Origin of the sequence: Methanobacterium sp. CWC-01, from assembly GCF_030323845.1 — an archaeon.
GTDB classification, from domain to species: domain Archaea; phylum Methanobacteriota; class Methanobacteria; order Methanobacteriales; family Methanobacteriaceae; genus Methanobacterium; species Methanobacterium aridiramus.
Map to the genome: position 1 here is coordinate 711,965 of NZ_CP040735.1, position 24,845 is coordinate 736,809.

The following is a 24,845-nucleotide window of genomic DNA, read 5'->3' on the forward strand; positions in this document are numbered from 1 at the left end:
GTAATCTGTTGTTGGCCCCACAATCACTCCTTTATCATATCTGCCAATCCACGGGCCCAGGCCCGTATCTCATCCCAGTCCCGGTAATCAATGGGTTGGCTGGTGTCGATTCCCTGTTTTTCCAAATCTTTTTTAATGAAGTTCATGGTGAATTTGTACATTAAGCCGTGCTTGGCGTGGGGATCAAATTTGCTCCCAAAAAGTCCGGTGGCCACGGGTTCATTTATCAGGTTCTTCTCTGCCACTTGGTCCAGATACTTTTCCTGTCCTTCGGCCCGGTTCTTTTCCTCGTTGGCTGCACCGCAGGTGACAAATATAGCCACCTTTCTGGTGGCCAATGCTTCTTTGTTTTCCTGCAGGAATTTGAGAGATTTTTTGGTCCATTTTCCCATTTTTATTCCGCTTCCCACTACCACCAGCTGGTACAAAGAAAGATCGATGTTCTTGAGACTCCGCGCATCCTTAACATCGACTTCTATCCCTTCATTTTTTATTACACGACCTATTTCTTCTGCTATTTCCGTGGCAGTGCCGTATCTGGTCCCATATACAATTAATGCTTTCATATCATTCCTTCCTTTAATTTTCTTTGGCTTTTTGGTATAATTCTCCGGATGTCCTTTCCAGTTTAGCCATAATTTCAAATAACTCTTTTACTTCACCATCTTCCAGTCCCTGGAATAGTGATTTTATGGATTTAATATCTTCGGGGGTTCTCTTCTCCCAGAACTTAGAACATTCCTCGGTGACCTTTAAACGCAGTATACGTTTATTGGTAGGGTCACGTTCTATATTCAGAAATCCCCGAGCCTCCAGTCGAGTGGCCAGTTGTTTGACATTCTGGTGGGTGGTGCTCATGGCATCGGCCACCTCCTGCATGGAGGGAGGGCTCTGGAAGGCGTTGGCCAGGACGATCATCATCAACCACTGCTTAGTGGTGATCTGGTCATCAGCCAGTTCCTTACTGATGATGTATCCCCAGCGCTGTTGCACCAGGAATAAAACCACCAGTATGTATTTTTCCATGTCTAACCTTGCTCCGAGATGGTGTTCTTCTTTGATTTGGTCCGAGTCTTTCATTATTTCCCGCTCACCAAGGCCATTTTCTGTGATGGACCAGAGTCTTTCACAGGGTTATCTATTTTATTATAGAACCATCCGGCAATTATAATTCCCCCTAAGGTAGCCACCACAAAGAAGATGGCCTGTCCTAAGACTATTTCCACCCCATTCTGGGCCATGAAGTAGATCATGGAAAGGATGGCCGTCCCCAGGAGGGATATTTTCACGATTAATATGGACATTAAGACGTATCCCCAGGCCCGGTCTTTTAAGAGTAGGACACCAGTTATGATGGCGGCAGGTACCAGCACACCCAGATCCAGGGCCTGGATGACCAGAGTGGTGTAGGTTTCCAGAACTGCTGGGGCAGACCCTGATAGTAGTGATCCTAGGATCATGCTCAGCCACATGAAGGCTAACATGACTGCCATTAGTATGATGAAAATACCGGCCGCGGTAGTTGTTTTTCCAGGTGTTATGCTGTTTCTGATGGCCTTTACATCTAGGGATAAAAGAGCGTAGAGGAAGGTATATAATGATAGGCTAAATATGGCTACGTAGACCAGGAAGAGCTGGTTGTAGGTGGCCAAAAAAGACAGGGAGGCGTAGGTGTATAAGAAGTAGAATATGCTCCCCATCCAGATCATCTGGCCTTTTAACGATTTTCGGTTGACTAGGTGCAGTGACACTAGCAGTAGGGGTATAGCAACCAGAAGCGTGACCAGATCCTGACCCATGGCCTGTGCTCCCATAGAAACCGTTTCTTGGGAGTATAATCCCTTCCAGAAAAGTCCGGATAGAGTGGTAACAGCCGCTAAGATGGCTATCAAGATGGAATTTGCGTATATTATTTTTCGATTCATGTTCATCAATCCATTTGGTAATATATTACTTGTTTTGGTAATATATTACCTAATTGCTGGGAGTGGTATATAAAGCTTGGGGCGAATTCATCAATTTTTCTAATTCCAAAAAGATCCCTTATAATGAATTTTTTTTAAACTAAGGGTTTGTAGTAGGTTTTAATAGTTAAATTTCAGGCATATACATATTTTATGAAATTTAAAATTCTTTTAATCAGTCTTTTGTTAATTACAGTAAAGATCAGGTTATAATACTAAATTAGATAAAAATTTTCCGGTCTTGTTTTTATAATACTCCTTTGCTTACTCCATAATATTAAGGGCTATAATCACCAGGGAATGAGTCCTTATAATTCCGTTTAATAAGGCTTTAAATTAATAACGGAGCTAATATAAAGTTTTATTTGCAGATTTAAATCATAAATTATATATACGATCCTGATTTTAGTAGGTGTGTTGTCCATAGTTCACAACTATTTTTTAAAGAACTATGGACACGGAGGCGGTATAAATGAGAAAAGAACTATTAGCAGCACTATGTGTGCTTACCATGTTAGCAAGCACCACGCCCATATTTGCTGCTGGAAGTACCAATACAGTAGTATTAACAGCAGACCAGCAAGCAAAATTGGATACTATGCAAAGTCAGCTTACTGACCTGGTAGCTAAGATACAAAGTCTGAAAATTACTTACAAAGACACCAAGGCCAAAGGATTACTAAGGGCATTGACTCAGTTTGAAAAGCAAGCCAAAAGACTGAACACCACCATCACCAACTACGAAAAGAACCCAACAGCATCAGCCAACCGGAAAATAAGAACCTTCCAATTTAAAACCAAACAGCTACAGTGGAAAGTCACCGTAATTGAGAAAAACCTTAAAAAAATTAAGGCCAAAAAGATAAAACACGTGCCTAAAAAGTGTTCTAAATGATTTAATCAGGGTTACCCCAACCCTCAATCTATTTTTTTTAAAATAAACTATTTTTTAATCTTAGGTCTGAGTGCAGGTTCTAGAAAACAGGACATATCCTGCCAAAACTTATCTTGAGTAATTTTTCTGGCTTCTAAAACCATTTGAGAAGTGAATTCAAGATTCAACGCATTTATGGCCAGGGTATTGAGATAAATGGATATTTCCACTGGATCCAGATCCGTCCGGATGGTCCCATCCTGGATGCCGGCGATTATCGCTTCTACCATAATTCTCCACATTCCAGTCCTCAAATCAACAATTTCCTGCGCATCCTCATTATCACTCATTTGAAACCTCTCAGTTCCAGTATAGCAGTATATACGGAAGTAATCGGGATGATCCTTGGAAAAATCATAAAGGGCCTGGATCATGGATTTTACCTTATCATAACCACCAATATTAAGATTTGAACATTTGATATACATATTATGTAATATTTTTACTCCGTAGAGATTCACTGCAAAAAATAAGGCTTCTTTGTTCTTGAAATAATAATAGAGAAGGGCTTTGTTTACTTCTGCTTCACGGGCAATTTCATCCATGGTTACCCGGTCATACCCCTTGGCAAAGAAAACCTTCTCTGCAGCCTTAATAATATCGTTACGCCGCTTCTGTTTTTCCCGTTCCCTTCTGGAAGTGGTAGACATGGTAACTCACCTAATGAATGGTTAATATAATATCGGTGAGCCTTACTTAAAAATTAGTTTATTAAATTCAATGGAAAACTTTATATGATCTTAACTCCAATTTAATTTTTAACCGATAGTTAAAAATTAACTTATGGTTAAAAAAATTGTGGAGGTGCCAGAGATGGTGGAAAAAAAATCAGTAGCCGATGGATGGCCACAGATAGTGGGAGATTACACAGTTGGTGATATAGAAAGTGCCGTGGCAGTGGTGACTTTAGGGTCGCATATGGAAGATCTGCCTGTCAAAGCAGGAGCCGGCATATCCGGCCCTTTACACACTGAAAACTTAGGGATAGAAAAGGTGATAGGTAACATAGTTTCTAATCCTAACCTCCGATTCTTAGTGGTATGTGGATCCGAAGTACAGGGACACATTACCGGTCAAAGCATAAAAGCACTCCACGCCAACGGTGTTGACCCAGAAAAAGGGAAAATAATCGATGCCACCGGAGCGATCCCCTTCATCGAAAACATGCCCCCTGAGGCCATTCAAAGATTCCGTGATCAGGTGGAGTTGGTGGACATGGTGGATATAGAAGACTCCAGTGATATCCAATCCAAAATTAATGACTGCATCGTCAAAGATTCCGGTGCATTTGAAGAGGAAACTTTAATACTAAAGTTGCCAACGGACCCTGTGAAACAAAAAGATTCCAATAGAACTGAAAACACCTAGAACAAAATCTCTTACAGATTCCCAGTAACTGCTACATAGGCTCCGGCCGGGTACTTGACTTACTAAAAAATCCGGCCTGGGCCCCTCCAACTAAAGACTATCTTTTAATGAATGTAAATTCTCGTTTAGATGTTATTTTTTTAAATAATATTTTTTTAGTAGCCCCAAAACCCATTATGGAAGTTAACCATATAAGTAATGGGGTGAATTTATGAAGGTGTTGATCGTTTTAGCCCATCCCGAACCCAAGTCCTTAAATGGATCCTTAAAGGATGTGGCAGCCCAGGCTCTAAGAGAGAATAACCACGAAGTTAAAGTATCGGATCTTTATGACATGGGATTTAAAGCTACTTTAGACCGAAAAGATTTTCTAAATCTCCAAAACCCGGATCGATTTAATCCCATTACAGAACAACTCCACGCAGCCCAAACCGATGGCTTTGCTCCGGATATTAAAGCGGAAATGGAAAAAATAGAATGGGCGGATCTCTTAATATTACAGTTCCCCATCTGGTATGGGGGTATGCCCGCTATTTTAAAAGGCTGGATGGAACGAGTGTTTGCCAGTGGCTTTTCCAGTGACATGTTCCAGGGAAAAATCTACGATAAGGGACTGTTGAAAGGAAAAAAAGCCATGTTATCTTTCACCACCGGCGGAGCAGAGGAGAACTATTACATGGACCTGCCTGATAAGGACCCTGCCAGCTTGTTACCAGTAATCACTGAGAACCTCAAATTCTCCGGTTTTGAAGTTTTGAAGCCATTTATGATATTCGGCGCTATCATGTTAAGTGAAGAGGATGCCGAGAAACATTTTGTGGAGTATAAAAAGAGGATAGGTGAACTCTAATGGGTGATGGACATGGTTAAGGTTAATGAGAATGCTCCTGTGGTGGCCAAGGCTAAAATAGAAATTGATGCGGCTCCGGAGACTGTGTGGAATATTATGGCCGATATTGGATCCTGGCCCAGCTGGAATCCTGAGGTTAAGAAGGCCTGCCTCAAGGGGGAATTAAAGGAGGGCACCCAATTCCAGTGGAAAACTGGAGTTGGTAAAATAACCTCCCTTTTACAAAAGGTGGATCCACCCCATTTTTTGGCCTGGACCGGGAGAATCATGGGCATAAATGCCATCCACGTATGGAAAATTGAAACTATCGGGGATAAAACCGTAGTGGTCACTGAAGAGTCCTGGGAAGGGGCTCTGAGCAGGGTGATGAGCGGTAGGATGCAGAAGATGCTGGAGGACTCCATTAACTCCGGCTTGCAGTCCCTGAAAAGTGAGGCTGAACGGGTATCAGCATTATAGATCAAGTAAATGTACGGGTATTTTGAAATCCAGGCTAAAGTTGGCATAACCAAGCACATGGGTGGGCTGGAAGCCACCAAGAAACTCTTAGAACTCTGTCAGGTTGATAAATCAGACCAGGTGCTGGTGGTGGGCTCCGGGAACGGAGTTTCGGCCATTAAAATTCACGAGTTTACCGGGTGCCAGGTTACTGGTATCGATCTTTCCCAAGATATGGTGGAAAGAGCCCGTGAAAAACATGCCCCTGGAATTGAATTTCAAGTGGGAGATGCGGAGAACCTTAACTTCGCTGCTGATAGCTTCGATGTAGTGCTATCTGAGTCAGTGACTGGATTCACCAATAAGACCCGGTCCATCCCGGAGTATTATCGGGTGCTTAAAAGTGGGGGTTATCTGGGCCTGAATGAGGTTACCTGGATGTATAATCCCTCTTCTGAGATTAAAGATTATTACCGGAGGGTTATGGGGATAAATCCCGATTCCAGGGAGAGTTGGTTATCCCTCTTGGAGGAAGCTGGTTTTAAAGACATCAACAGTTTGGTGCGTGCCATAAACTACCGGCAGCAGGTTGTGGGAGATTTAGAGCTGCAGAGCATGGATTTTTTCCGGATCTGGGGCCGTTTTTTTCGTCTGTACTTCAAGGATCCTGAGTACCGGAGATCAGTACACCGCTTATCCCGGGAGGCTCTACATATGCCCCGTGGATTCGACCGCTACTTTGGGTATGGGCTTTATGTGGGGAGGAAATGATGTGATATTCCTTATAACAAGTTAGTCCGTAATATATCTTCAGAAGGGGAAAAGATGGGCTGGATTTACTATATTATTAAGGTTTCGTGGTTTTGAAGTGTTGTTTTTCATTTTTACATATCATTTGCACTGCGTGTTTGGCGGATGTTGCTGCTCCTATCAGCCCCCCGCCCGGTGAAACCCATTGTCCAGCCATGTAAAAGTTAAATAATCCATGTAAAGTTTGAGGAATTTGAGCAGCATGAGATTTCTTGGTAAATAACCAGCCCTGATATGAACCTTTCCAGTTACCAGTGAAACGGATGAAGGTTAAGGGTGTGGCTATATCCATCACTTCAATTTCATCACGTATTTTGGGATATAACTCCGATAGACCATTAACTATGGCTTCTTCTATCTTTTTCTTTTCATTAGAATATTCATCTGGTTTTTCTTTTAGTTCAGCCCAGTAATCATAATTTGTTTCTACTGCAACTGTGAATGCGGTTTTCCCTTTGGGTGCTAAAGTATGGTCAAAGCTGTGGTTTCTAACTTCTAAACGATCAATTTCCTTTCCAGCAATCATTAGAGGTTTTTTCAAAGGAAAAAAGAGATAATGTGGTTCTTGGGAGTAATCATGATTCACACCCAATGAGATAAAAATAAGAGGGGGAAAGATTTCAAGATTTTGGTAGATCTCAGTGATTTTGCTATTGGTATACTGGCCATTGAGCCAATCAAATAGGGTAGTATGGCCATCTGCCGCTGATAAGATTATATCCCCAAATTTATGGGTGCCAACCATCAATTCTATACCCACAGCTTGGTTATCTTCAACAATAATACTCTTGACCTGTGAATTATAAGCGATATTCCCCCCTAAATCCACGTAACGTTTTTCCAGGGCTTTTGCAATGGAGTAAGAACCTCCTAAAGGATATCCGGAGACTCCTGCACCCATTTGAGCCATTCCCATCATACTGTAGGCCGTGGTTTGGTCATGCCATTGGAAAGCTAATTCAAAAAGGTTTCTTAAAGTGGGATTTCTAAATTTTGCTGCCATTTCTTTTACTGACATAGAATATTTTCTCCACAACCTCAACGATGGGAACATTTTTATGAATTTCAGCAATCCCACATTATAGGGGAAATCCATTGCACCGAATTTTTTAACATCCTTTACAAAATTTTTGATCTGTTTTTCATCTTCAGGAGCTATTCGCAGCATTTCTTCCTGGAGCTTATCTGGATTGGTGTAGGAATAAAATTTGTTTCCTTGTTCATCAAGCACTAAATTGTAATATTCATGAGTAATATACTGCCGATCCTGCACCAAACCCAGCTCTTCCCACATGGGATAGACATTACTCTTAGGAAGGCTTCCAGTAATCCAGTGTAAACTCAGATCAAAGGTGTAATCTTTTCTTTTCCATGCTGTGCACAAACCTCCAGGTTTATTATGCATCTCAAATATTTTGGTTTTAAAGCCGTTCATCTGCGCATAACAACCAGCTGCCAGGCCAGCTATTCCTGCTCCGATGATAATTACGGATTTAGACATTTTAATCCCACCCATACAAAAAAAAGATTGTTGAATTGAATTTATTTTTTCAATTCAACGTAGCTCTCACAGTACTTATCCCCGGCGCACATCCTTTTGGTGAAGTGCTGGGTGTACTGGGGGTTTATGGATTCAACGGCATTGCCGTTGTACTGCTGGCAGTGTTCTGCTAGCCCTGTTAAGGGCACACCTAACTCCTGGTGGGCGTTAAGCATGGCACAGCCAGTGATCCGATCCACGATGTGGTCTTCATCGGCTTCCACCACGTGGCTTTCGATCTCCGGGCCCATCAGGATCATGCCCACAATTCCCCAGGCTTCACTGGTTTCAACGGCATTACCAGCGGGTAAGCCTAACTGAGCAGCAAGTTGGCCGGCTTGTTTCCCCCCTTCACCCATGATCATGCTCTCCATCTGGTCTGCTGCTTCTTCACCTGCCACTTCCTGGATAGCATGCATTTGCGCCACAGAAGCCATGTTGGATGCCTTGGTGGCGATTTTCCATCTCACTTCGGCAGGTATATCCCCTATATCCATTTATATCACCTCTTTTTTAGTTAGGATATCTGATTGAGGATTTCATCATGATTTTTTAACTTGCTGATCCGCGGGAAGGGTTTTATGAGTGGATCTAACGATCAATCCACTGGCCACCATCAGATACCGCTCCGGAGTGATTCTATTCAGTTCCAGGAGCATTTTCTGTTCGGTGGTGGGGGTGAAGGCGTTACCGAAGGCCATCCGGTTGTAGATGGCAGTGGCCACCGGATCCAGGTCTTTCCGGATGGTTTCCTCCTGTATGCCCTGCTGGTAGGCTTGGGCCATTATCTGCACCATTTCATTGGTGACCTGCAGGAAGTCCTGGACGTTAGGATCTTCCGGGTCCTGGACCTTCATTTGATAGAGCTCAGTGACTGCCTTCCACTTCTGCGGGTTTGCGAAGAAATATTCCACAGTGGCATCTCCCATGGCCCTCACTTTCTCAGAACCGGTCCGGTAAATGGACATTTTTTCCTGCATGTACTGATTCACTTCCCGGTTGAGCCGGGCATTGACCGCAGCCAGTAAACTGCCCTTATTTTTAAAGTAAAGGTACAGTGTTCCCGTGGCCACGTCAGCTTCCAGTGCCACCTGGCCCATGGTCATACCGGCCATCCCCCTTTCGGCCACTATCTTCTCAGCAGCGTCCAGTATGGTCTTTTTCTTCTTTTCTTTTTTAAGTTGCATACGGGAAATCATGGTATCTGAATAATACATATCATCCATTTCAGGCCTTTTTGAAGGAGAAATACCTTCTGCTGCTGTACTGAATATTATTCACTAATGAATATTATTCATTAATAACTATATATAATTTTCCATGAGTACCATTTTTTAAAAAAAATTTCAATCGCTGAGATACTACAGATGTTATAGCGTTATCTAGTAGTATTATCACTACAATAACAATCCATATTAACTGCAAAGACTATGATCTTGCTAATATGGGGTTAATAATAGTAAATTATTTATTTCAAGACATAAAAATAAACTTTTAGTGGTAAACGTAGGAGAATTTATTTGAAAAAGATTAGCTTATCGGTTCTGATACTTTGGGTTGCAATTGGAGTGAGTTTAAGCGCTATTTATATACCTATTCTTTCTGATTCTCAGGAACTTCTGACTAACACCTTAAACTCAGCAACGGGCAATGGCTTAGGGAATACGGGAGAATATACCTTACCACCCCTTGTTTCATTACTCCAGGGAAAAATTGGATCTGATAATGATGGTACCTCAACCAGCACAAATTCTGGTAAATCTCTTACAAGTCCGCAGGATACCGTGAACATTCCAACCATCAGCCCCCCGGCCATAATAATCCCCATCATCACTCCCCCCACTACTATCACCAACCCCCCCGAACCTACAATCCCCGATACAGACCCCACCATCAAACCTCCGGCCCTGATATCCACTATTCTAACTCCCACCACCGTCATCAGTACTACCGACACCACCCCCCGATTCAGTTTCCGTATACGAAGAAGCTTCACTCAAACCACTAATTCTGGGAATAAATATCTGGCCAATAACTTTAATATGAACAACAAAAACTTCACCATTGAAATAACTAACCAGCAGGATGGTGTCACTGGAGATGGGTATTATGAGATTAAAACTGACACAAAAGCCAACCATGAAGATGTTTTACAGTCAGGAACCTTCCCCCAGTCCAACGGAATAGTTGTAATGAATGGTAATCTAGCCTTTACTCCAGAAGATAACACTGAATATCACATCCTGGTTTATACTAACTACCCCGAGGAAGATAACCGGGTGTCTAAAGCTGACACCTTATACACAGATCCCGAGAATGATGACTCCAAGGGACAGCCCAATACTTAAGGTTAATTATTAAAAACTCATTTTACCCGTTTTAAAAGAAATCAAATTTTGCTTAACAATTTTATAAGGAATAAACAACATTTATTAGTAATCAAAAAGATAACGATACGACGGGGATCGGATTGAGAAAGATTACTCTATTTATATTCATACTTTGGGCAGCTATTGGTATGAGCGTAGCCGCCATTTACATTCCCATCTCATCAGATCCAGCTGAAGCCCAAAAACCTGTTTTTGAAACAAAAAATCCCCTAGAAGATCAAAATAGCATTATACCTTTACAGAACGCTATTAATTCTACATTAACAAATGGAACCGATGTACACCTATCATTAGATGTGTTATCACCATTAGTTGCCTTAGTACATGTCCAACTGGACTCTCTTACTGGTAACGCACCATTTGTTTCATTAATCCAGGTAAAACTGGATTCTCTTGTTACTAATTCTGATAACACAGATAAGGTAACGAGTTCTGATAAAACCGAACCCAAGACCACAGAACCACCTAAAGATGTTGATACTAAAACCAACAGCACGATAATAACAAATACCACCAACACCACCATACCAGTCACCAACACCACCAACACTACTGATACAAACACTACCATACCCGACACCAACAGCACCGATACCAACGGAACAGATACTAACACTACAGATACCAATGCAACAGACCCCACTTCTGGTAATAAGTATTTAGTGGATAACTTTAGCCTGGAAGACAAGGAATATGCCGCCGAAATAACCAACCAGAATGATAACGTAGTTGGCGATGGGTACTATGAGATCAGCACCAACGCTGCATCGAACCATCTGGATGTTCTGCAGTCCGGGACCTTCGCTTATGCCCTGGGAACATTTACTATCAGTGATTTATTGACCTTTAATCCCGTGGATAACACCGAATATTACATCCATGTATATACCAACTATCCTGAGGATGATAACCGGGTATCGAAAGATAATACTGTATTCATTTATTCTGAAAATGAATCAGCATGATTTCCAATTTATTTTTAGCTGTGAAAAGCAGCCCTTAGCATTTTAGAAGTATTTACACGGCTTGTTGTGAAATAGTGAAATAAGTTATTTACTGATAAAAAAGATAATAAATAGGGGAAATTTTTTGAAGAAGATCACCTTATTTGTGGTAATTATTTGGGCAGCCATCGGCATGAGTGTAGCGGCCATATCTATTCCAACCTTATCTTCCGATGTGGGTAAATCTCCGGCCATCCCCCAAAATACCATTAACACCGTCACTGACACCAATTCCGGGAACACAACCGATGCCTCAACTACTAATGATACCCAGATGAACAACCGGGATAAGGAGAAAAATAACAGTAATTCTGGGCGGTTAAAGAAACAAAATTCTTTTAAATCCATTACTAATCATGGGAATGAACATATAAAGACCAAAAATCGCTGATTTATCTTCCCAGAAAATTAGTAGGTTATTTTTCCTTCTTCGGCTATTTTTAGTCCCTGGACACGTCCGGCTTGGGCAGTACCACTGCGTTTATATGGATCCAGCGAATTTTAATCCCTTGGCCTCCAGTGCTGCTTCATCAGGGGTGATAACCATCAGCGGGGCTCCTGCTTTTTCTAATTCTCTTAGATATTTAGGTCAATTATGCCAATTGATTTTAGGAACTAAAAACTGTATATTAGTATTAGACATTTACTTTGTGGTGTTTATGAAGAGGGTTCTGTGGTATTTGATTGCTGGTAGCAGGGGTGGGCTTAACCGGGCCCGGATTATTCAGGCCATCCATGATAGGCCCTACAATGTTAATCAGCTTTCTGTAGAACTTGATCTGGATTACAAGACCATTAAACATCACGTGGACGTCCTGGAGGATCATGATTTAATTGTAAAATCCGCGGTGGAGAAGTATGGAGCCCAGTACTTTTTATCCAACCGCCTGGAGGAAAATTACTCCTTATTCCTGGAAATTCTGAGTAAAAGTAAAAAATAGATTTTTGAAGGTGGTAAGATGCAGGTAGGACATGGAAATCAAGCAGGAGCCGGAATGGGACTTGCAAACTCTCAACTATTAAGTATAGACATCTTGGTGGGGATTGGCAACATATGCCTATTGTTAATTCTAATTGTCATGTACCTGCAAAGCTACCGAGAATTCAAATCCAAATTCACCTTCGGACTATTGGCCTTCGCCCTGTTACTGCTCCTGCAGAACGTGCTTTTCACCGGATTTCTACTATACTACCAGGGCTTCCGGGGCCCAGGGATGGGCACTCCCATATTCTTTCTGAATATAATAGAATTTTTCGCCTTTTTAGTCCTGATCTGGGTGACCCGGGTTTAATCTGGTAGAGATCTGGGTGTAAACTTGGAAAAATCATTTATATAATCCAGTCTTATTCTATTTTACCCAAGATCGGAGGTGAAAATCGTGAAAAAAGCAGCCATACTCTGTGTCCTGGTCATGATGATCAGCGTGGTACCTGCCTTTGCATTGACTCAGACTAACAACACCACAACTAGCCAGGTGCAAAATCAGACCCAGACCACCACCGCACAGAAAACATGTGACCAGACCAACTGCAAAGCTACTGGTGACTGTAACTGTGACGGAGAACAACACCGGTACGGTCAGAAGAACAACGCTGGAAACGGTGACGGAGAACAACACCGCTACGGTCAGAAAAATACCAACGCCGGTAGTGGTGACTGTAACGGTGACGGAGAACAACACCGGTACGGTCAAAAAACCGTGCCAATCAGAGTTAATTAAACTTTAAGGTTAATCTTTAACCTTCAATTTTTTTTAAATCGAAAGTGGATAGGGAAATAATTCCAGCTTTAACTCCAAAACTAATTCTTATTCTGAAATGTAAATTAACGCTAATGATCGGGCCAAAAATAGGTATGCATAGGGGTTTATAAGGAAAACGAAGATTCCCAGAACAGTATCTAATAACATTCCCTCCAACAGAATTAACGATAAAATGTAGTATAAAACATTTATGAACACAATAAACAGGATTAAAAAGATAACCCCAGTTATTACATACCAGAGTATTAGTTTGCCCCACCCTATGCCCGCCATATCCTCGAATATTTCCCGAATGTCAAATGCGGCCCTGAATTCACCATCATAATTGGCCATAATACCCACTGCCACCAGAAATAGGGGAGTGATTATTAACAGGTACAGAATCCCATACAGGAAGAACGGGACTAAGGTAAAGGTTCCGATGAGATATAATATCATTTCCAATATTTTTGACTGGGTCAAAGCCAGGAGGAGTGCATCTACGTCTGTACCCGTCAATGCCAAATATTCCGCCGAAGAAAAGATGGCAAAGATCGTGAGCAGGATGGCGGGTAGTAAATAAATAATTTCTACCAGGAATACCTTCACTCCGTCAGTGAACATAACTTTCCAGTTGTTAAAATCAGGTAGTCCCACCAGATCGTCTAAAGCATATTTTAAGACTCTGAAGAAGTAGCCATTAACCAAAAAACCAACCAAAAAACCAATTATGACCAGAATCCTAATTTGATCTTGTGTCGCATTAAATAAAGGAGCGTAACCCCCTATGCTCGTGAACAAAAGGATAATTGCAAATATAAAAAACTTTTTCGGGTCGGAAAGTGGATATTTAATAGAATCAACAATTATGTCCTTTATGTCCATCTACTACACCCTCTCAATTAAGCATCATAGATTTAAGTATTCTATAATATGTGAAAAAGTTTTAATAAATAAATAACTATGTGATTATTAGAAGATTCAATCAGGTGTATTTGATGGTATCCATAGAAAAAATCGGGAAAATCATGGTAGGCTTCTTAGTTCTAATTTTAATAGCTCCTGGTGTTGTCAGTGCCCATGAAAATAACACCAGTACTTATTCGGTTAATGGGATTAGTTTTAATTATCCCTCATCCTGGATCATATCCTACGACGAACGAAACACCAGCAACATCATCTCTGCCTCAAAACCTGAATTTTCATTCTTAAGTGTAGCACCATTCCAGGTGCAGATAACCCCCAATTATGGCATATCAGAGGAAGGAATGGAAACCCAGATAAATGCCACCATTTATCCTGTTGGTTGGACTAAAGTTTCCAACCAGACCATCACCATCGATGGCCAGGACGCTTACCTGCAGGTCTTTGATGTGTACAGCATATGGCCACCCATGTGGGGCTATAAAGTGGAAATCATAACCTTCAGCAAAAACAACAATACCTATGAACTCCTTTTCGAGGCCCCTGCAGAGGAGTTTGATAATGAGAACTTCCAGGTCATCATAGACAGTTTTAAAGTTGAATGAATGTTTCTGATTTTGGTTCGGAACTTAATCGGGAACCTAATTGGCAACCTAATCGGGAATATTCATGAAGCCAATCACGAACCTAATCACGAACCTAATCACGAACCTAATCACGAACCTAATCGGGAACAATCATGGAAGTCAGTTATCCTGCGTAACCTACTTTAAACTGGTATTGAAAACTTTATTCAACTTCAGTTGAGGCATCCAAGATCACTAATCACCTAATTGCCTACCTAATTGCCTACCTAATTGCCTACCTAATTGCCTACCTAATTGCCTACCTAATTGCCATCATCATATTCCTGAAAATTACGGATAATTCTAGCTTTATCTTCATTCGCTTTTCTGTTTTTGTGATAAATTTCAATGAAAACAATACTACAAGCATCTTCAATAAATGCATAGATTACACGGATTCCGCTCCTACTTCCTTTACCCGTTAGTGAAGTACAGCGAAAACTTTTTACTTTATAAATAGGTATTTGAACTTCTTCAGCTAAGCCAGATATTCGAAACGTTCCTGGAGGGTGATTGGGGAGCGTGGCCTTTAAAACTTTTTTGAATAAATTTAGATCATCAGGAAGACTTCGATATTTGCGGGAAAGCTTTTTAAGCTCCCTGGAAAACTCGGGAAGCTCATCAAAATCAGTCATCGCTGTATACCCTTACTGAGAACTTGGGGTCGCGATAGAAAACCAGTTCGTAATCGATGATTTCCATGTTATCCGTGGCCAAGTAGGGCATATCTTCATGTGAATAATCACTTGCTTCTCGGGCTGTCATTATAGAACATTTGCCTATTACTTGGTCGATTACTTCTAACTCTTCACTAGAAAGTAAATCTAGTTGGGGCTCAGTGAGAGAGTTGAAACGGTGCTGGTGATAACCATAGAATACATCATCAAAGGGCCGTATTTTACCTTCATCTTCCAGTTCAGATACGGATTCATCAAAATGAGCTGGAGCCGGACCCCGGGGGAGTTTACGGTAAGTTTCACCAGTTAACTTCTCCTCGTGCAACTCGTAATAGTCAAAATCAGCAAAGTAAAGAAGCTTATAAAATACAGTCTTACCCACATTATCCAACTCACCACAACGGTTTATGAGATAATGTAAAACCTGCTTAAACTTCTCCTTGTTAAAATCATTATTAAATTTCATTTCTGGCACTCAAGATGCCCCCTTCCATAGAATTTAACCCTACAATAAAGTATTGGACCTTTTTCTATAAAATTTTATTGTGACTTGATATTACTTAGTAGATTTTAGTTAATAAATATGGTATAAAATCATTTAAAAATAAGGGTTGTTAACCCCTTCTAAACTCACATTTACTACATTTAGCGCATGGCGGAAGTGTATCTGTGCTATTGTCGAGATATAAATCTTCTCCACAACCTAAACAAACGTAACGCCCTACACCCGGCTTTTGTCCGCATTTAAATGCCATAGTTTCACCTCCCTTGCAATTTATCCACTTAATCAAATTTAATAATGAATAATCGCACATAACTAAAAGCATTTTAGTAAGAGCAGATGAGAACTAATTTTTAAAAATATTAATTTAAAAATTTGCAGAATAATATTTTCTAACACCACACTCAAATAAAAGTTGCAGTAATAATTTGAGTTATGGTAGGTATAGTCCAATTAGCATTTCTTTTAAGCCAATTATAGCATTCTTGAACTTTTGATTTACTTATTTTATCTTTCTTAAGCTCTTTTTCCAATTTTTCAACTTTCATTTTTATTTCTTCATTGTTTTCAGGATTTTCAACAGGTATTCGTTGATATATATTATTAAAACTATCCTGAATATTAATTGAAGCATTATCAGAGTTAATGATAACTCCAGTACTATTCTGAACAATGTTTTGGGTCAATAAAATAGGAATAGGAAGTATTTTGTTAAGTTCTTTAGGATTTTCGACTAAATCTACTCCCCTACTCGCTATTTTGGCAAAAAAGGTTTGTGAATACTCTTTAAATTCGATATATCCCTTTCGTTTTAGATAATCTAAGTTAAATAGTAGGATATTTTTATCACGCATTCCTAATTTCTCAAAAAGATAAGCAGGATTTGCAGGTTTTCCAGGATTTCAATCGCATAATTATATAAAACTTCCAAAATTTTTCTTCTAAATTCATTATAGCCCATATTGTGGCCTCTTATCGAAAATTAGAATTCATTAGTGTCCCTTCAAATATTCCTCGATAATCCCAATATCATCCTCATTCAACTCATAAAGCGCATAAACCATCCTGTCAATCTCATCATCAATTTCTTCAATCTTCTGGAACAATGGCTGAACCTTAGCCAGACTCTCCTCAAACTCATCTTTTAGAGTCTTATAGTTCTTCCGGGCCTTCACATCCACCTTCTTCTTCCTGAGCTCTTCCAGGAACTCCTCCAGAGACAATTCATAATATTTTTCTAACTTCTTGGATAGCTTTTCAATGCCGAAGGTATGCTGCAGCCAGTCCTGGAAGCCTTTAACTTCATCCTGGAGCTGGCGGTTGAGTTGTAACATCTGGTCGGCTTTTTCGATGAGGGGTTGCTGTTGTTTTGGGGTAGCGGGGTAGATGGGGAGTTGTTCAACTCTATTCTTTTTCCACTCAGAATAACCAGAATCAACTTTGACCCCAATGAGTTTAAAAATGAAAAAAGTGATTTTGGAATTGAGAATTGTAAGCAAATATTTAAGATTTTTTCCTGTTAAGATATTGGCTGGAGCAGTAGTGTAGATTTCTTCTTCCGAGTAGCTGAAATTAGGACCAATTGAAAGATTCCCCCACATTATCTTTTCCTTTTTAAAATTTTCATAATAAGCACAAGCCCGTAATTCCCACCAGTTTTTACCTTGATCATGCCTTTTTCTTAATTGATCTTCATAAATGCCCAAATATTTTTTAATTGCCAGATATTCTTCAATATCGACCCCAATAGACATTATAATGATATATAAATCCTTATATTCAATTCGATAGCGTTTAAGGTCTTTGCCCCTTACTAATGGATTAATAAGTTCGATACTTTTATTATTTTGATTTATCAAGTGATTCCTTGTCTCTTCATTAATAATAAATGCCTTATCGTAACCTGTTTTTATTCCATAGTAAATATCCAGATTGAAATCAACAAGTTTTATTCCTCTTTCTTCAATTTTATCCTTTAGATCAAGTATTAATGGATTTTGTATGCTCCAAATAGTTTCATCAAATCGATTCTGATGAATTGCAAACTCATCATTGATTCTAATATAATTATTTTCATCAAACGAATTTTCTATAACAAACACTGCAGGATTGGTGGTTACATCTTCAAATATATTTTTACCAGTATAATCATTGTATTTAACGAATTTATGGTCTAAAATAAATTTTCTCAAATTTGAATCATTTTTAGTTCTAGTAAATTTATTTGAACATACAAAAGAAAAGAATCCTCCATCCTTCAAAATTTTAAGTCCTTTTTCAAAGAAATACGCATATAAATCAGCCATTCCATGATAAACATCATAATTATTCTTCAAATAAGGTTTAATATCCTTAATCCTCTCTTGTCGAACATAAGGCGGATTCCCAATAACCACATCAAATCCACCATCCTTAAAAATCTCCGGGAATTCTCCTTCCCAGTTGAAGGACTTATCCGTATACTCTGGGTCATCAATCAAGCTATTGCCACATTTTATATTCTTATCTAGTGCTGGTAGCTTGGTGTCCTTCTTACAGACCTTCAAAAACAGGGAAAGTTTAGTTATATCCACCGATTCCTCATTCAAGTCCACCCCATAGATGTTGTTAAGCAGAATTTCCCTTCTTATACCCACTTGATCAAAATAAGGGGTTAAAGTGTCCTTTTTATCTTTATAGAGTTCATCATGGATAGCCTGATGAATCTCCACCAGCACATCAGCCGCCTTATTCAGGAAAGCCCCGCTCCCGCAGGCAGGGTCCACAATCTTTATATTCTGGACTTTTTCATCCAATTCTTCAATTGCTGACCCCCAGTACTCCCCTATCAAATCAGAGACAGTGTTAACATTGCCGCTCTTACTCAAATAGGGAATTATCGTGTTCCGACAGATATAATCAGTAATATATTCCGGAGTGTAGAAGATTCCTTCCTTCTTCCTCCGCCCCCGCACATCTTCTTTGAGTTCCTCCAGATCTCCGATACTGTTCTCGAAGATGTGGCCCAGGATATTCACGTCCAGCTCTGAAGAAAAGTCAAAAGAAGAGATAGTGAGGAGATTCTTATAAATAGGATTTACTTTATTGGCATTGGGGCCCATTAGGCGGATAATATCCCTCTCGTACTCTTCGAAGTTCCAGTTCTGCCAGACGTCCTCAAAGAGTTTGAGGTCATCCACCGTGTCCCGGATCTGAATAGAATCCAAGTCTTCCTCAAATAAGCCCCCATTGTAGGCTGATATCTTCTTATAATCGTTCCCTTCGCTGATATCCAGGAATAGCTCGTTGAGGCGTTGCCAGATACTCCGATGCCTTAAGTTTCCCTTCTGGATAGGGGTAATAATAGTATCAGTAGACACCTGCGACGGTAAAAGTCCGGTGTCCTCCGCAAATGATACGAACATGTACCGGTTGAGGATTAACTGGGCGTAGTGGATGGCTCCGTCCCGGACAAAGTTGTTGTACTCCTCCAACTCACGCATGAGCATCAGCCGGGTTTCGTTGTACAGTTTGTAAAATTCTTTCTCTAACTCCCGCTCCACCACCAGGGTTTTCTCCATTAAACGGGTGGGATATTTCTCCTTGATGTAGGCCTTCAGTGAAAAAGAGGTCATGAAAAAGGCATACATCCTTTTATCTAAAAGTTCCTCGGCTTTAAATGATATGTACTTGCCCTTCTGGTGCCAATTATAGAGGCGGAATTCATCGAAATTAGATACCATTATCCACTCGATATCACCGGTGTGCTGGGCATAATCAAAGGCCTGGTCCACGGGGGTTCTCTTATCGTTCTTCCGAGTCTGGGGTTTGTCCAGATCAGTGGTCTGATCCTTTAACTCCACCACCATGAACTTTCCTTCAGGAGATTTTAAAACAAACTCGCTTTTACCCTTCCCTTCCTCTTCCTTCTCATCGAAGAGGATGTTTTCCTCCCGGTCGTAGCCTAGAATCTTGTGGAGGATTATATCATAGAAATAGAGATAATTTTTAGTTTCTGACTTGAACTGGCCCTCTTCCAGCTTCCGAAGGTGATTTTTTATGAGGTCGTGCTTGGAGGGAGATAGTTTAAACTCAGAGGAGTATTTCTTCAGGAGAGAGTGGTTGAAGAGGTCATTCTTCATATAATCGGTTATATGTTTTACATAAATAGTAATTGTTTTTTTAGATAATCTTTAATTAAACATAGATATTCACTTTTTGATTCTTTAAAATATATTTTAAACTCATTTTCTACAAAATTATCAAGATTAGACACATAATGAAAACCATTATGTTTTCTTTCACGATTTATCATCTTCATTTTAAGCAATTCATTCGGCTGGTTTTTATATAAAGTTGATTCACTGTAATCAATCCATTCAGCCATTTGAGCATAGGTATAATCTAACGGATGTCGATTTATTAAAAATTTTAGCATCTCTTTTTTTGGTTTTGAAAGCTTTCCAATTCTATTTAAAATTTTATCAGCATGATTCTTTACGTTTTCCGGTAGATCATCATATGCTTCAATTTCAGCTACATCACCAGTAATGTGAATTGATTCCATATTACTATCATCATTATTCTCATCCGAAAAAAGGTCTTTAATCATTGCTTTACTTATTTGAGCTATTTCTGGCTGTACCTCGACACGAATTCTGCCTAAAGTTTCAATATCACTTTCTAATTTCTGGATATGATCATCTCTTTCTGCAAGTTTAGCTTCTAAATCATTTACTTTAGTTTTAAGTCTATCTATCTCTGACTTTTCTTTGATTTTAGCTTTCGTTAAATTTTGTAGTGATTTAAGAATCTCATCACTAACTAATTTTAATTTAGGAGTTTTTACTGTTTTTAATGACGGAGTGAATCCCGCATGAAATGTATCTCTTAATCTAACATGAATTAAATCATAATTATTTTCAAAATAAAAAATACAATCCCCTACTTTTAGTTTAGATATTAAAATTGACACTTCCTTTGCAGTAACAGGCAATATCTCTTTATATACCTTTATATCGGACGGGTGAATCACTTTATGAAGAAAAACCATTTCTGCCTGTGTTAATACGTCTTTTTCGACTTTGGCAGACCTTTGGCTCAATATTATTATTCCTAAACCCCTTTTTCTTCCTCTTAAAGCAATTCTTGTGAATATTTCTTTTAAATCATTCCTCGTACCTTGTGGGATGAATTCGTGAGCTTCCTCTAGAACTATTTCATAGGGTTTTCTAAATTTGCCTGCTAAATCCCAAATTTCTTCCATATAATTTAGAAGAAATTGATATGTGTCTTCATATAAAAATCCACTAATATCTAAGATTACAGGGATATTTTTAGATATTGAAATTTCAGCAATTTGCCTTGCATGTTCAACATTGACTTCAAAATCGACATTTTTTGATTTACCAACTACGAGGAGTTCAAATTGCTCTTTAAGCCCCCAATATTCTCCATCAATATCGACGATAGTCATTGGGTACTTATATTTTAACATTTCCTCTAAAATAACCGCTGATGTGTTTGTTTTACCTGATCCTGTAATTCCTAAAACAGATATAGATTTTCCAATGATTTTTTTTAGATCTAACTTAATTTCAGACGATATATTTAAAGTTTTCACCATTGTTTCACTTTTAAATAAAATTAGTAGCAGTTAAATCAATAAAATAATGCTTTAAACTATATTAGTAGAATTTTCCCATCTTTTATCAAAATTATCATTCAAGTCTTTATATACCGTTTCATTTATTTTTTTATCTATCTTAATTGCAAAAGATTCTTTACTTCCAAGATCTTTAATGCTATGGCCTATCAGAACTAATGAATCAGAAGAAATGATATATCTATCATGAAGATCCTTGCCACTATAAGTCCTAACTTCTAAATTTAAAGTTGGATTTTCTTTTTTAAAGTCTTTAAGATCATTGATAAATTGATTTTTGCCTTTTCCGAGGTTTTTAATATTAGTTAAGACCTTTATAGGATTATTTTTTGCTGATTTCAATAAATCCAAGGTTCTTTCCCCACAATATGGATCAACCAATTTTAATTCACCTTTAAGAGAAGATAATATATTATTTGATAGTTCTTTCTTGCTAGTATATGGTTGACCTGATTTAAAATGATGTAAACTAATAGAATCATCACCATTTACTTCATTAATCCGATTTTTTCCATATAATTCCCGTATAATATTCAAGCCTTCTGCTTTTCCAGGATGAGTTAATTTATAATTACTATTTTTGGCAATTATGAATTGTCGTTGACTTCTCAAATTGGTACTCAGATTCGTTAGTGATCCTATACCCAACTCTTCAAGGATACTTCGCAAATCACCTGATGTGATGTCATTCTTTCCATACATACAATCATTAACAGTCAGAGTACACAAAGTCGCTTTCAACTGTTTTTCGGCTTGATTACCTTTGATAGGAGCTATTATTGTAAATCCATCGCCATCAAAATGAAAAACATATTTTAGTTGATCTTCATCCAATCTGGTAGCTTTTGAAAGCTTTTTAATACCATCTTCAGTTTCATTATACATCTATTCACTCCCTGAAGAAAGCTCTCTTATAATTTCTACTCCTTTTTTGAGACCTTGGTTCAAAATTTGATATGTTAAATTGTTACCTGTTCCAGAAACAATGACGAAGGGTTTACATTCCGGTCTTTTTAGATTTTTGCTAAGATTTGCTAATGATTTTATACCCAACCATCTTAACTTACTCGCTAAATCACGAGATTGAATTTTTTCTTTACCAAAACAATAATAATAAACGGTTAGAATAGGCAAAGTAGCTTTAATCTGTTTTTCAACTTCATTTTTACCCTCAATCGTAGCAACAACTTTAAAATCATCCTCTTCAATCCTAAATACTTTTTCTATATGATTTAGATCAATCTCAGCTTCTTTCAATAAATAATTAATTCGATTAGAAACTCCCATATCTTCCACTTGTTCTCCAACCTCAGATGATTCTAAGTTTTCATTCTTCCCCTCATTAATAATGTAATTCAAGCTTTTCAAGATTGTTTTGAAAATAGTCTTATCCGGATCATCTAGGGACTCACACATTTTTTCTGCAGAATCAATTTCAACTTTTATTAATTCTAAATTTTCATCCATGTTTTCCCTCGAATTAGTTTCCTATATTTAAAGCAATATCTCTAATTATTTTCAACCCCTCTTCAATTCCTAACGGTTCAGTTATTTTATAACTAAATTCAGGACTTCCTGATATTCCATCAGGACGAATGTACTTTTTATAATCAGTTTTCTTTAGATTTGTACTTAAATTTCCTAAAGACTCTATACCTGCTTCCTCTAACATCTTACGTAGGTCCTGAGATTTTATTTTTTTTATTCCTTTCCAGAAATAGTAAAACGTTAAAATAATTAAAGCTCCTCTAAACTGCTTTTCAACATTTGATTTACCTTCAATAGTACATACTAATTCCAAATTATCTTCTTCATAATAAAAAACGTGTCCTAATTGATTTTCATCTATATTAGCACGTTCACAGAAATTCAACGGAAATTTTGATTTATTTTTTTCCTCATTATTTTGGTTACTCTGTTTAAAAGATTTAATTTGTCGTTCCAAAGTATTAATTCGCCTTTCGTGTTCCCCTAATTTATTTAATATTTCTCTAATGTCTTTATTCGTCATAAAATCTCCTAATTTATTTTTTTATCTATTTCTTTAAGCGTTTTTTCAACCAAATTCATCGGTATGGAATGACATATGTATTTATCCAATTTTGATTGCTTTATTTTATTTTTATCGCGAAGTCCTTTTAACCACGGCCTTAAAGAAGTGTCTAAAACTCCTAATTCTTCTGTTAACTCATTATTGACTACACATGCAGTTTTTGTTAATTGGGCTTCTTTTGCGTATAATTTTCCAATTAAATACAACAAAACCTGTTCTTTGCCACCAATCTTTTCTTTATTTGCAACCTCGACTTTGCCTTCTTCAGTTATTTTAATAAATTTTTTTGCTAAATCAAAATTCCTTTCAAGAGCATTTGAATGATTAGCCAGCATTTCCTCTCTAATTCTCTTTTTAAAATTATTATTTTCTTTATCCATTTTACCACTTTATAACACTATAACACTATAACATTACTTTAAATACTATATATATTTTGTTTAAATAGAAATTTTCTCTGCTAAAATAACACTGTTGTATCCTATACTTGCTTCTTGATTAAAATTCTATAATATTCTTTATCATTACTTGTAGAATTTAATTTGATCCTATAAATTAATAGAATTACCCTATTTTTATAATGATTAATAATCTAAATTTCCCTAACACTATAACAATTTATATTATTGTTAAAATAAAAAAATAAAATTTAAAAAAACAAAAATCTGAATAATTTAAATAGCTCATAATAGTTGAAGACAGGCTGGGATTGAACCAGTGAGTCATACCCCACATACAAGCCTACTTTAAACTATCGAAACATTAAACAACCCAGAAACAAGAGCATGAACTATAGACACAGGAATTATCACAACAGCACTCAAAATCAGCCCCAACTCATATCCTAGACTACTCCTCGGGTCCGCCCTACCCCTGAACCGGTTAAAAAATGAACTGAATGCAATCCCATAGGTGTTCCCGATCATGATGGTGCGGATAGCCCCCAGGATACCCATGGCCCGGGAAGTACCATAAACTTCCACAATACGCTCCCATGATTCCAGGCTAGGGTTTCCCCGGGTGTCGGCGTAGTGCTGGGCGAACATGACCCCGGCTACTTCAGGGGCAGGAACATTATTTATAATCCCGGAGAGCATATCCTGGATTTCTTCACTACCCATCCCGCATTCCAGGGCCCTTTTGGCGTGGGCGTAGGAACATATGGCGCATTCATTCACCTCGGTTACGGCCAGCATGATCCTTTCAATGAAGGTGGAGCTAAGTTCCCCGTGCTTTTTAGCCCGAAACATGTACCGCATGGTTCTAATCCCCTGGTAGAAGATCCAGTATGATTCCCTAACCGAGTAGAGTTTTTTGCCAAACATTACATCAAAACAGTAGATTTGTAAGTAAAATAAATAATTTCAATCAATCTTTTC

The 24,845-nt window shown here is 38.5% G+C and carries 31 protein-coding genes; 12 read left to right on the top strand and 19 right to left on the bottom strand.

The genetic code is table 11. The annotated features are described in order from the left end of the window. Positions 1-23: 23 nt before the first annotated feature. From FGU46_RS03865 to FGU46_RS03875, 3 genes are read right to left on the bottom strand one after another with little or no spacing between them, the layout of a single operon-like run. The gene (locus FGU46_RS03865; protein ID WP_286476649.1) at positions 24-566 is read right to left on the bottom strand and encodes a flavodoxin domain-containing protein; all 543 of its coding nucleotides are present in this window, start codon (positions 564-566) and stop codon (positions 24-26) included. Between the two features lie 13 nt (positions 567-579). Continuing rightward, positions 580-1,080, bottom strand: coding sequence for a MarR family winged helix-turn-helix transcriptional regulator (locus FGU46_RS03870; protein WP_286476650.1), 501 nt, complete (start codon positions 1,078-1,080; stop codon positions 580-582). Continuing rightward, positions 1,080-1,925 carry a hypothetical protein gene (locus tag FGU46_RS03875; RefSeq protein ID WP_286476651.1) on the bottom strand — a complete coding sequence of 282 codons (846 nt, stop codon included), beginning with the start codon at positions 1,923-1,925 and terminating at the stop codon, positions 1,080-1,082. The genes FGU46_RS03870 and FGU46_RS03875 overlap by 1 nt, the downstream gene beginning before the upstream one ends. 511 nt (positions 1,926-2,436) lie before the next feature. Here FGU46_RS03875 and FGU46_RS03880 point away from each other — a divergent pair. Beyond that, complete coding sequence (locus FGU46_RS03880) at positions 2,437-2,859, top strand: hypothetical protein (RefSeq protein ID WP_286476652.1); 423 nt, start codon at positions 2,437-2,439, stop codon at positions 2,857-2,859. Between the two features lie 47 nt (positions 2,860-2,906). On the opposite strand, the gene FGU46_RS03885 is transcribed toward FGU46_RS03880, so the two are convergent. Beyond that, positions 2,907-3,548, bottom strand: a complete 642-nt coding sequence (locus tag FGU46_RS03885; protein ID WP_286476653.1) for a TetR/AcrR family transcriptional regulator — start codon at positions 3,546-3,548, stop codon at positions 2,907-2,909. Between the two features lie 163 nt (positions 3,549-3,711). On the opposite strand from FGU46_RS03885, the gene mtrA reads away from it, so the two are divergent. From mtrA to FGU46_RS03905, 4 genes are all read left to right on the top strand, one after another. Next, complete coding sequence (mtrA, locus tag FGU46_RS03890; protein WP_286478527.1) at positions 3,712-4,266, top strand: tetrahydromethanopterin S-methyltransferase subunit A; 555 nt, start codon at positions 3,712-3,714, stop codon at positions 4,264-4,266. A gap of 211 nt (positions 4,267-4,477) precedes the next feature. Further along, positions 4,478-5,116, top strand: coding sequence for an NAD(P)H-dependent oxidoreductase (locus FGU46_RS03895; RefSeq protein WP_286476654.1), 639 nt, complete (start codon positions 4,478-4,480; stop codon positions 5,114-5,116). A gap of 12 nt (positions 5,117-5,128) precedes the next feature. Beyond that, on the top strand, positions 5,129-5,575 hold the full coding sequence (locus tag FGU46_RS03900; protein ID WP_286476659.1) for an SRPBCC family protein: 447 nt from the start codon (positions 5,129-5,131) through the stop codon (positions 5,573-5,575). A 9-nt stretch (positions 5,576-5,584) separates the two neighbouring features. Next, positions 5,585-6,325, top strand: coding sequence for a class I SAM-dependent methyltransferase (locus FGU46_RS03905; RefSeq protein WP_286476666.1), 741 nt, complete (start codon positions 5,585-5,587; stop codon positions 6,323-6,325). A 76-nt stretch (positions 6,326-6,401) separates the two neighbouring features. On the opposite strand, the gene FGU46_RS03910 is transcribed toward FGU46_RS03905, so the two are convergent. The 3 genes from FGU46_RS03910 to FGU46_RS03920 are packed head-to-tail and all read right to left on the bottom strand — an operon-like array spanning position 6,402 to position 9,121. Next, a complete protein-coding gene (locus FGU46_RS03910; protein WP_286476667.1) occupies positions 6,402-7,865 on the bottom strand; it encodes a phytoene desaturase family protein in 1,464 nt (487 codons plus the stop codon). A gap of 41 nt (positions 7,866-7,906) precedes the next feature. Then, positions 7,907-8,401: an L-2-amino-thiazoline-4-carboxylic acid hydrolase gene (locus tag FGU46_RS03915; protein ID WP_286476681.1), complete on the bottom strand. Its 495-nt coding sequence runs from the start codon at positions 8,399-8,401 to the stop codon at positions 7,907-7,909. A gap of 45 nt (positions 8,402-8,446) precedes the next feature. Further along, a complete protein-coding gene (locus FGU46_RS03920) occupies positions 8,447-9,121 on the bottom strand; it encodes a TetR/AcrR family transcriptional regulator (RefSeq protein WP_286476687.1) in 675 nt (224 codons plus the stop codon). 303 nt (positions 9,122-9,424) lie between these two features. On the opposite strand from FGU46_RS03920, the gene FGU46_RS03925 reads away from it, so the two are divergent. From FGU46_RS03925 to FGU46_RS03950, 6 genes are all read left to right on the top strand, one after another. Then, on the top strand, positions 9,425-10,252 hold the full coding sequence (locus FGU46_RS03925) for a hypothetical protein (protein WP_286476697.1): 828 nt from the start codon (positions 9,425-9,427) through the stop codon (positions 10,250-10,252). A 122-nt stretch (positions 10,253-10,374) separates the two neighbouring features. Beyond that, the gene (locus tag FGU46_RS03930) at positions 10,375-11,259 is read left to right on the top strand and encodes a hypothetical protein (protein WP_286476699.1); all 885 of its coding nucleotides are present in this window, start codon (positions 10,375-10,377) and stop codon (positions 11,257-11,259) included. Positions 11,260-11,383: 124 nt separating this feature from the next. Continuing rightward, complete coding sequence (locus FGU46_RS03935) at positions 11,384-11,689, top strand: hypothetical protein (protein ID WP_286476706.1); 306 nt, start codon at positions 11,384-11,386, stop codon at positions 11,687-11,689. A gap of 268 nt (positions 11,690-11,957) precedes the next feature. Beyond that, positions 11,958-12,239 carry an ArsR/SmtB family transcription factor gene (locus tag FGU46_RS03940; protein ID WP_286476718.1) on the top strand — a complete coding sequence of 94 codons (282 nt, stop codon included), beginning with the start codon at positions 11,958-11,960 and terminating at the stop codon, positions 12,237-12,239. An 18-nt stretch (positions 12,240-12,257) separates the two neighbouring features. After that, complete coding sequence (locus FGU46_RS03945) at positions 12,258-12,590, top strand: hypothetical protein (RefSeq protein ID WP_286476725.1); 333 nt, start codon at positions 12,258-12,260, stop codon at positions 12,588-12,590. 87 nt (positions 12,591-12,677) lie between these two features. Beyond that, entirely contained in the window at positions 12,678-13,019 is a 342-nt protein-coding gene (locus tag FGU46_RS03950) for a hypothetical protein (RefSeq protein ID WP_286476730.1), read from the top strand. An 87-nt stretch (positions 13,020-13,106) separates the two neighbouring features. Here FGU46_RS03950 and FGU46_RS03955 read toward each other — a convergent pair whose 3' ends face one another. Beyond that, positions 13,107-13,925, bottom strand: coding sequence for a DUF4013 domain-containing protein (locus tag FGU46_RS03955; protein ID WP_286476733.1), 819 nt, complete (start codon positions 13,923-13,925; stop codon positions 13,107-13,109). 113 nt (positions 13,926-14,038) lie between these two features. Here FGU46_RS03955 and FGU46_RS03960 point away from each other — a divergent pair, with 113 nt between their 5' ends. Next, positions 14,039-14,569, top strand: a complete 531-nt coding sequence (locus tag FGU46_RS03960; protein WP_286476738.1) for a PsbP-related protein — start codon at positions 14,039-14,041, stop codon at positions 14,567-14,569. A gap of 284 nt (positions 14,570-14,853) precedes the next feature. Here FGU46_RS03960 and FGU46_RS03965 read toward each other — a convergent pair whose 3' ends face one another. The 11 genes from FGU46_RS03965 to FGU46_RS04010 all read right to left on the bottom strand — a co-directional run bounded on the left by FGU46_RS03965 (position 14,854) and on the right by FGU46_RS04010 (position 24,791). Beyond that, positions 14,854-15,225, bottom strand: a complete 372-nt coding sequence (locus tag FGU46_RS03965) for a hypothetical protein (RefSeq protein ID WP_286476745.1) — start codon at positions 15,223-15,225, stop codon at positions 14,854-14,856. Next, on the bottom strand, positions 15,218-15,733 hold the full coding sequence (locus FGU46_RS03970) for a Panacea domain-containing protein (protein ID WP_286478530.1): 516 nt from the start codon (positions 15,731-15,733) through the stop codon (positions 15,218-15,220). Before FGU46_RS03970 ends, FGU46_RS03965 begins: the two co-directional genes overlap by 8 nt. 148 nt (positions 15,734-15,881) lie before the next feature. After that, complete coding sequence (locus tag FGU46_RS10875; RefSeq protein WP_353619896.1) at positions 15,882-16,094, bottom strand: zinc ribbon-containing protein; 213 nt, start codon at positions 16,092-16,094, stop codon at positions 15,882-15,884. A gap of 79 nt (positions 16,095-16,173) precedes the next feature. Further along, on the bottom strand, positions 16,174-16,623 hold the full coding sequence (locus tag FGU46_RS03975) for a hypothetical protein (protein ID WP_286476751.1): 450 nt from the start codon (positions 16,621-16,623) through the stop codon (positions 16,174-16,176). Between the two features lie 138 nt (positions 16,624-16,761). Then, positions 16,762-19,890: an Eco57I restriction-modification methylase domain-containing protein gene (locus FGU46_RS03980; RefSeq protein WP_286476756.1), complete on the bottom strand. Its 3,129-nt coding sequence runs from the start codon at positions 19,888-19,890 to the stop codon at positions 16,762-16,764. Between the two features lie 17 nt (positions 19,891-19,907). Further along, entirely contained in the window at positions 19,908-21,374 is a 1,467-nt protein-coding gene (locus tag FGU46_RS03985; RefSeq protein WP_286476761.1) for a helicase HerA domain-containing protein, read from the bottom strand. 51 nt (positions 21,375-21,425) lie between these two features. After that, on the bottom strand, positions 21,426-22,298 hold the full coding sequence (locus FGU46_RS03990) for a hypothetical protein (RefSeq protein ID WP_286476765.1): 873 nt from the start codon (positions 22,296-22,298) through the stop codon (positions 21,426-21,428). Next, positions 22,299-22,880, bottom strand: a complete 582-nt coding sequence (locus FGU46_RS03995; RefSeq protein ID WP_286476769.1) for a hypothetical protein — start codon at positions 22,878-22,880, stop codon at positions 22,299-22,301. Positions 22,881-22,893: 13 nt separating this feature from the next. Next, on the bottom strand, positions 22,894-23,424 hold the full coding sequence (locus FGU46_RS04000; protein ID WP_286476772.1) for a hypothetical protein: 531 nt from the start codon (positions 23,422-23,424) through the stop codon (positions 22,894-22,896). Between the two features lie 8 nt (positions 23,425-23,432). After that, complete coding sequence (locus tag FGU46_RS04005) at positions 23,433-23,846, bottom strand: hypothetical protein (protein WP_286476780.1); 414 nt, start codon at positions 23,844-23,846, stop codon at positions 23,433-23,435. A 366-nt stretch (positions 23,847-24,212) separates the two neighbouring features. Next, a complete protein-coding gene (locus FGU46_RS04010; protein WP_286476783.1) occupies positions 24,213-24,791 on the bottom strand; it encodes a carboxymuconolactone decarboxylase family protein in 579 nt (192 codons plus the stop codon). Between the last annotated feature and the right edge of the window lie 54 nt (positions 24,792-24,845).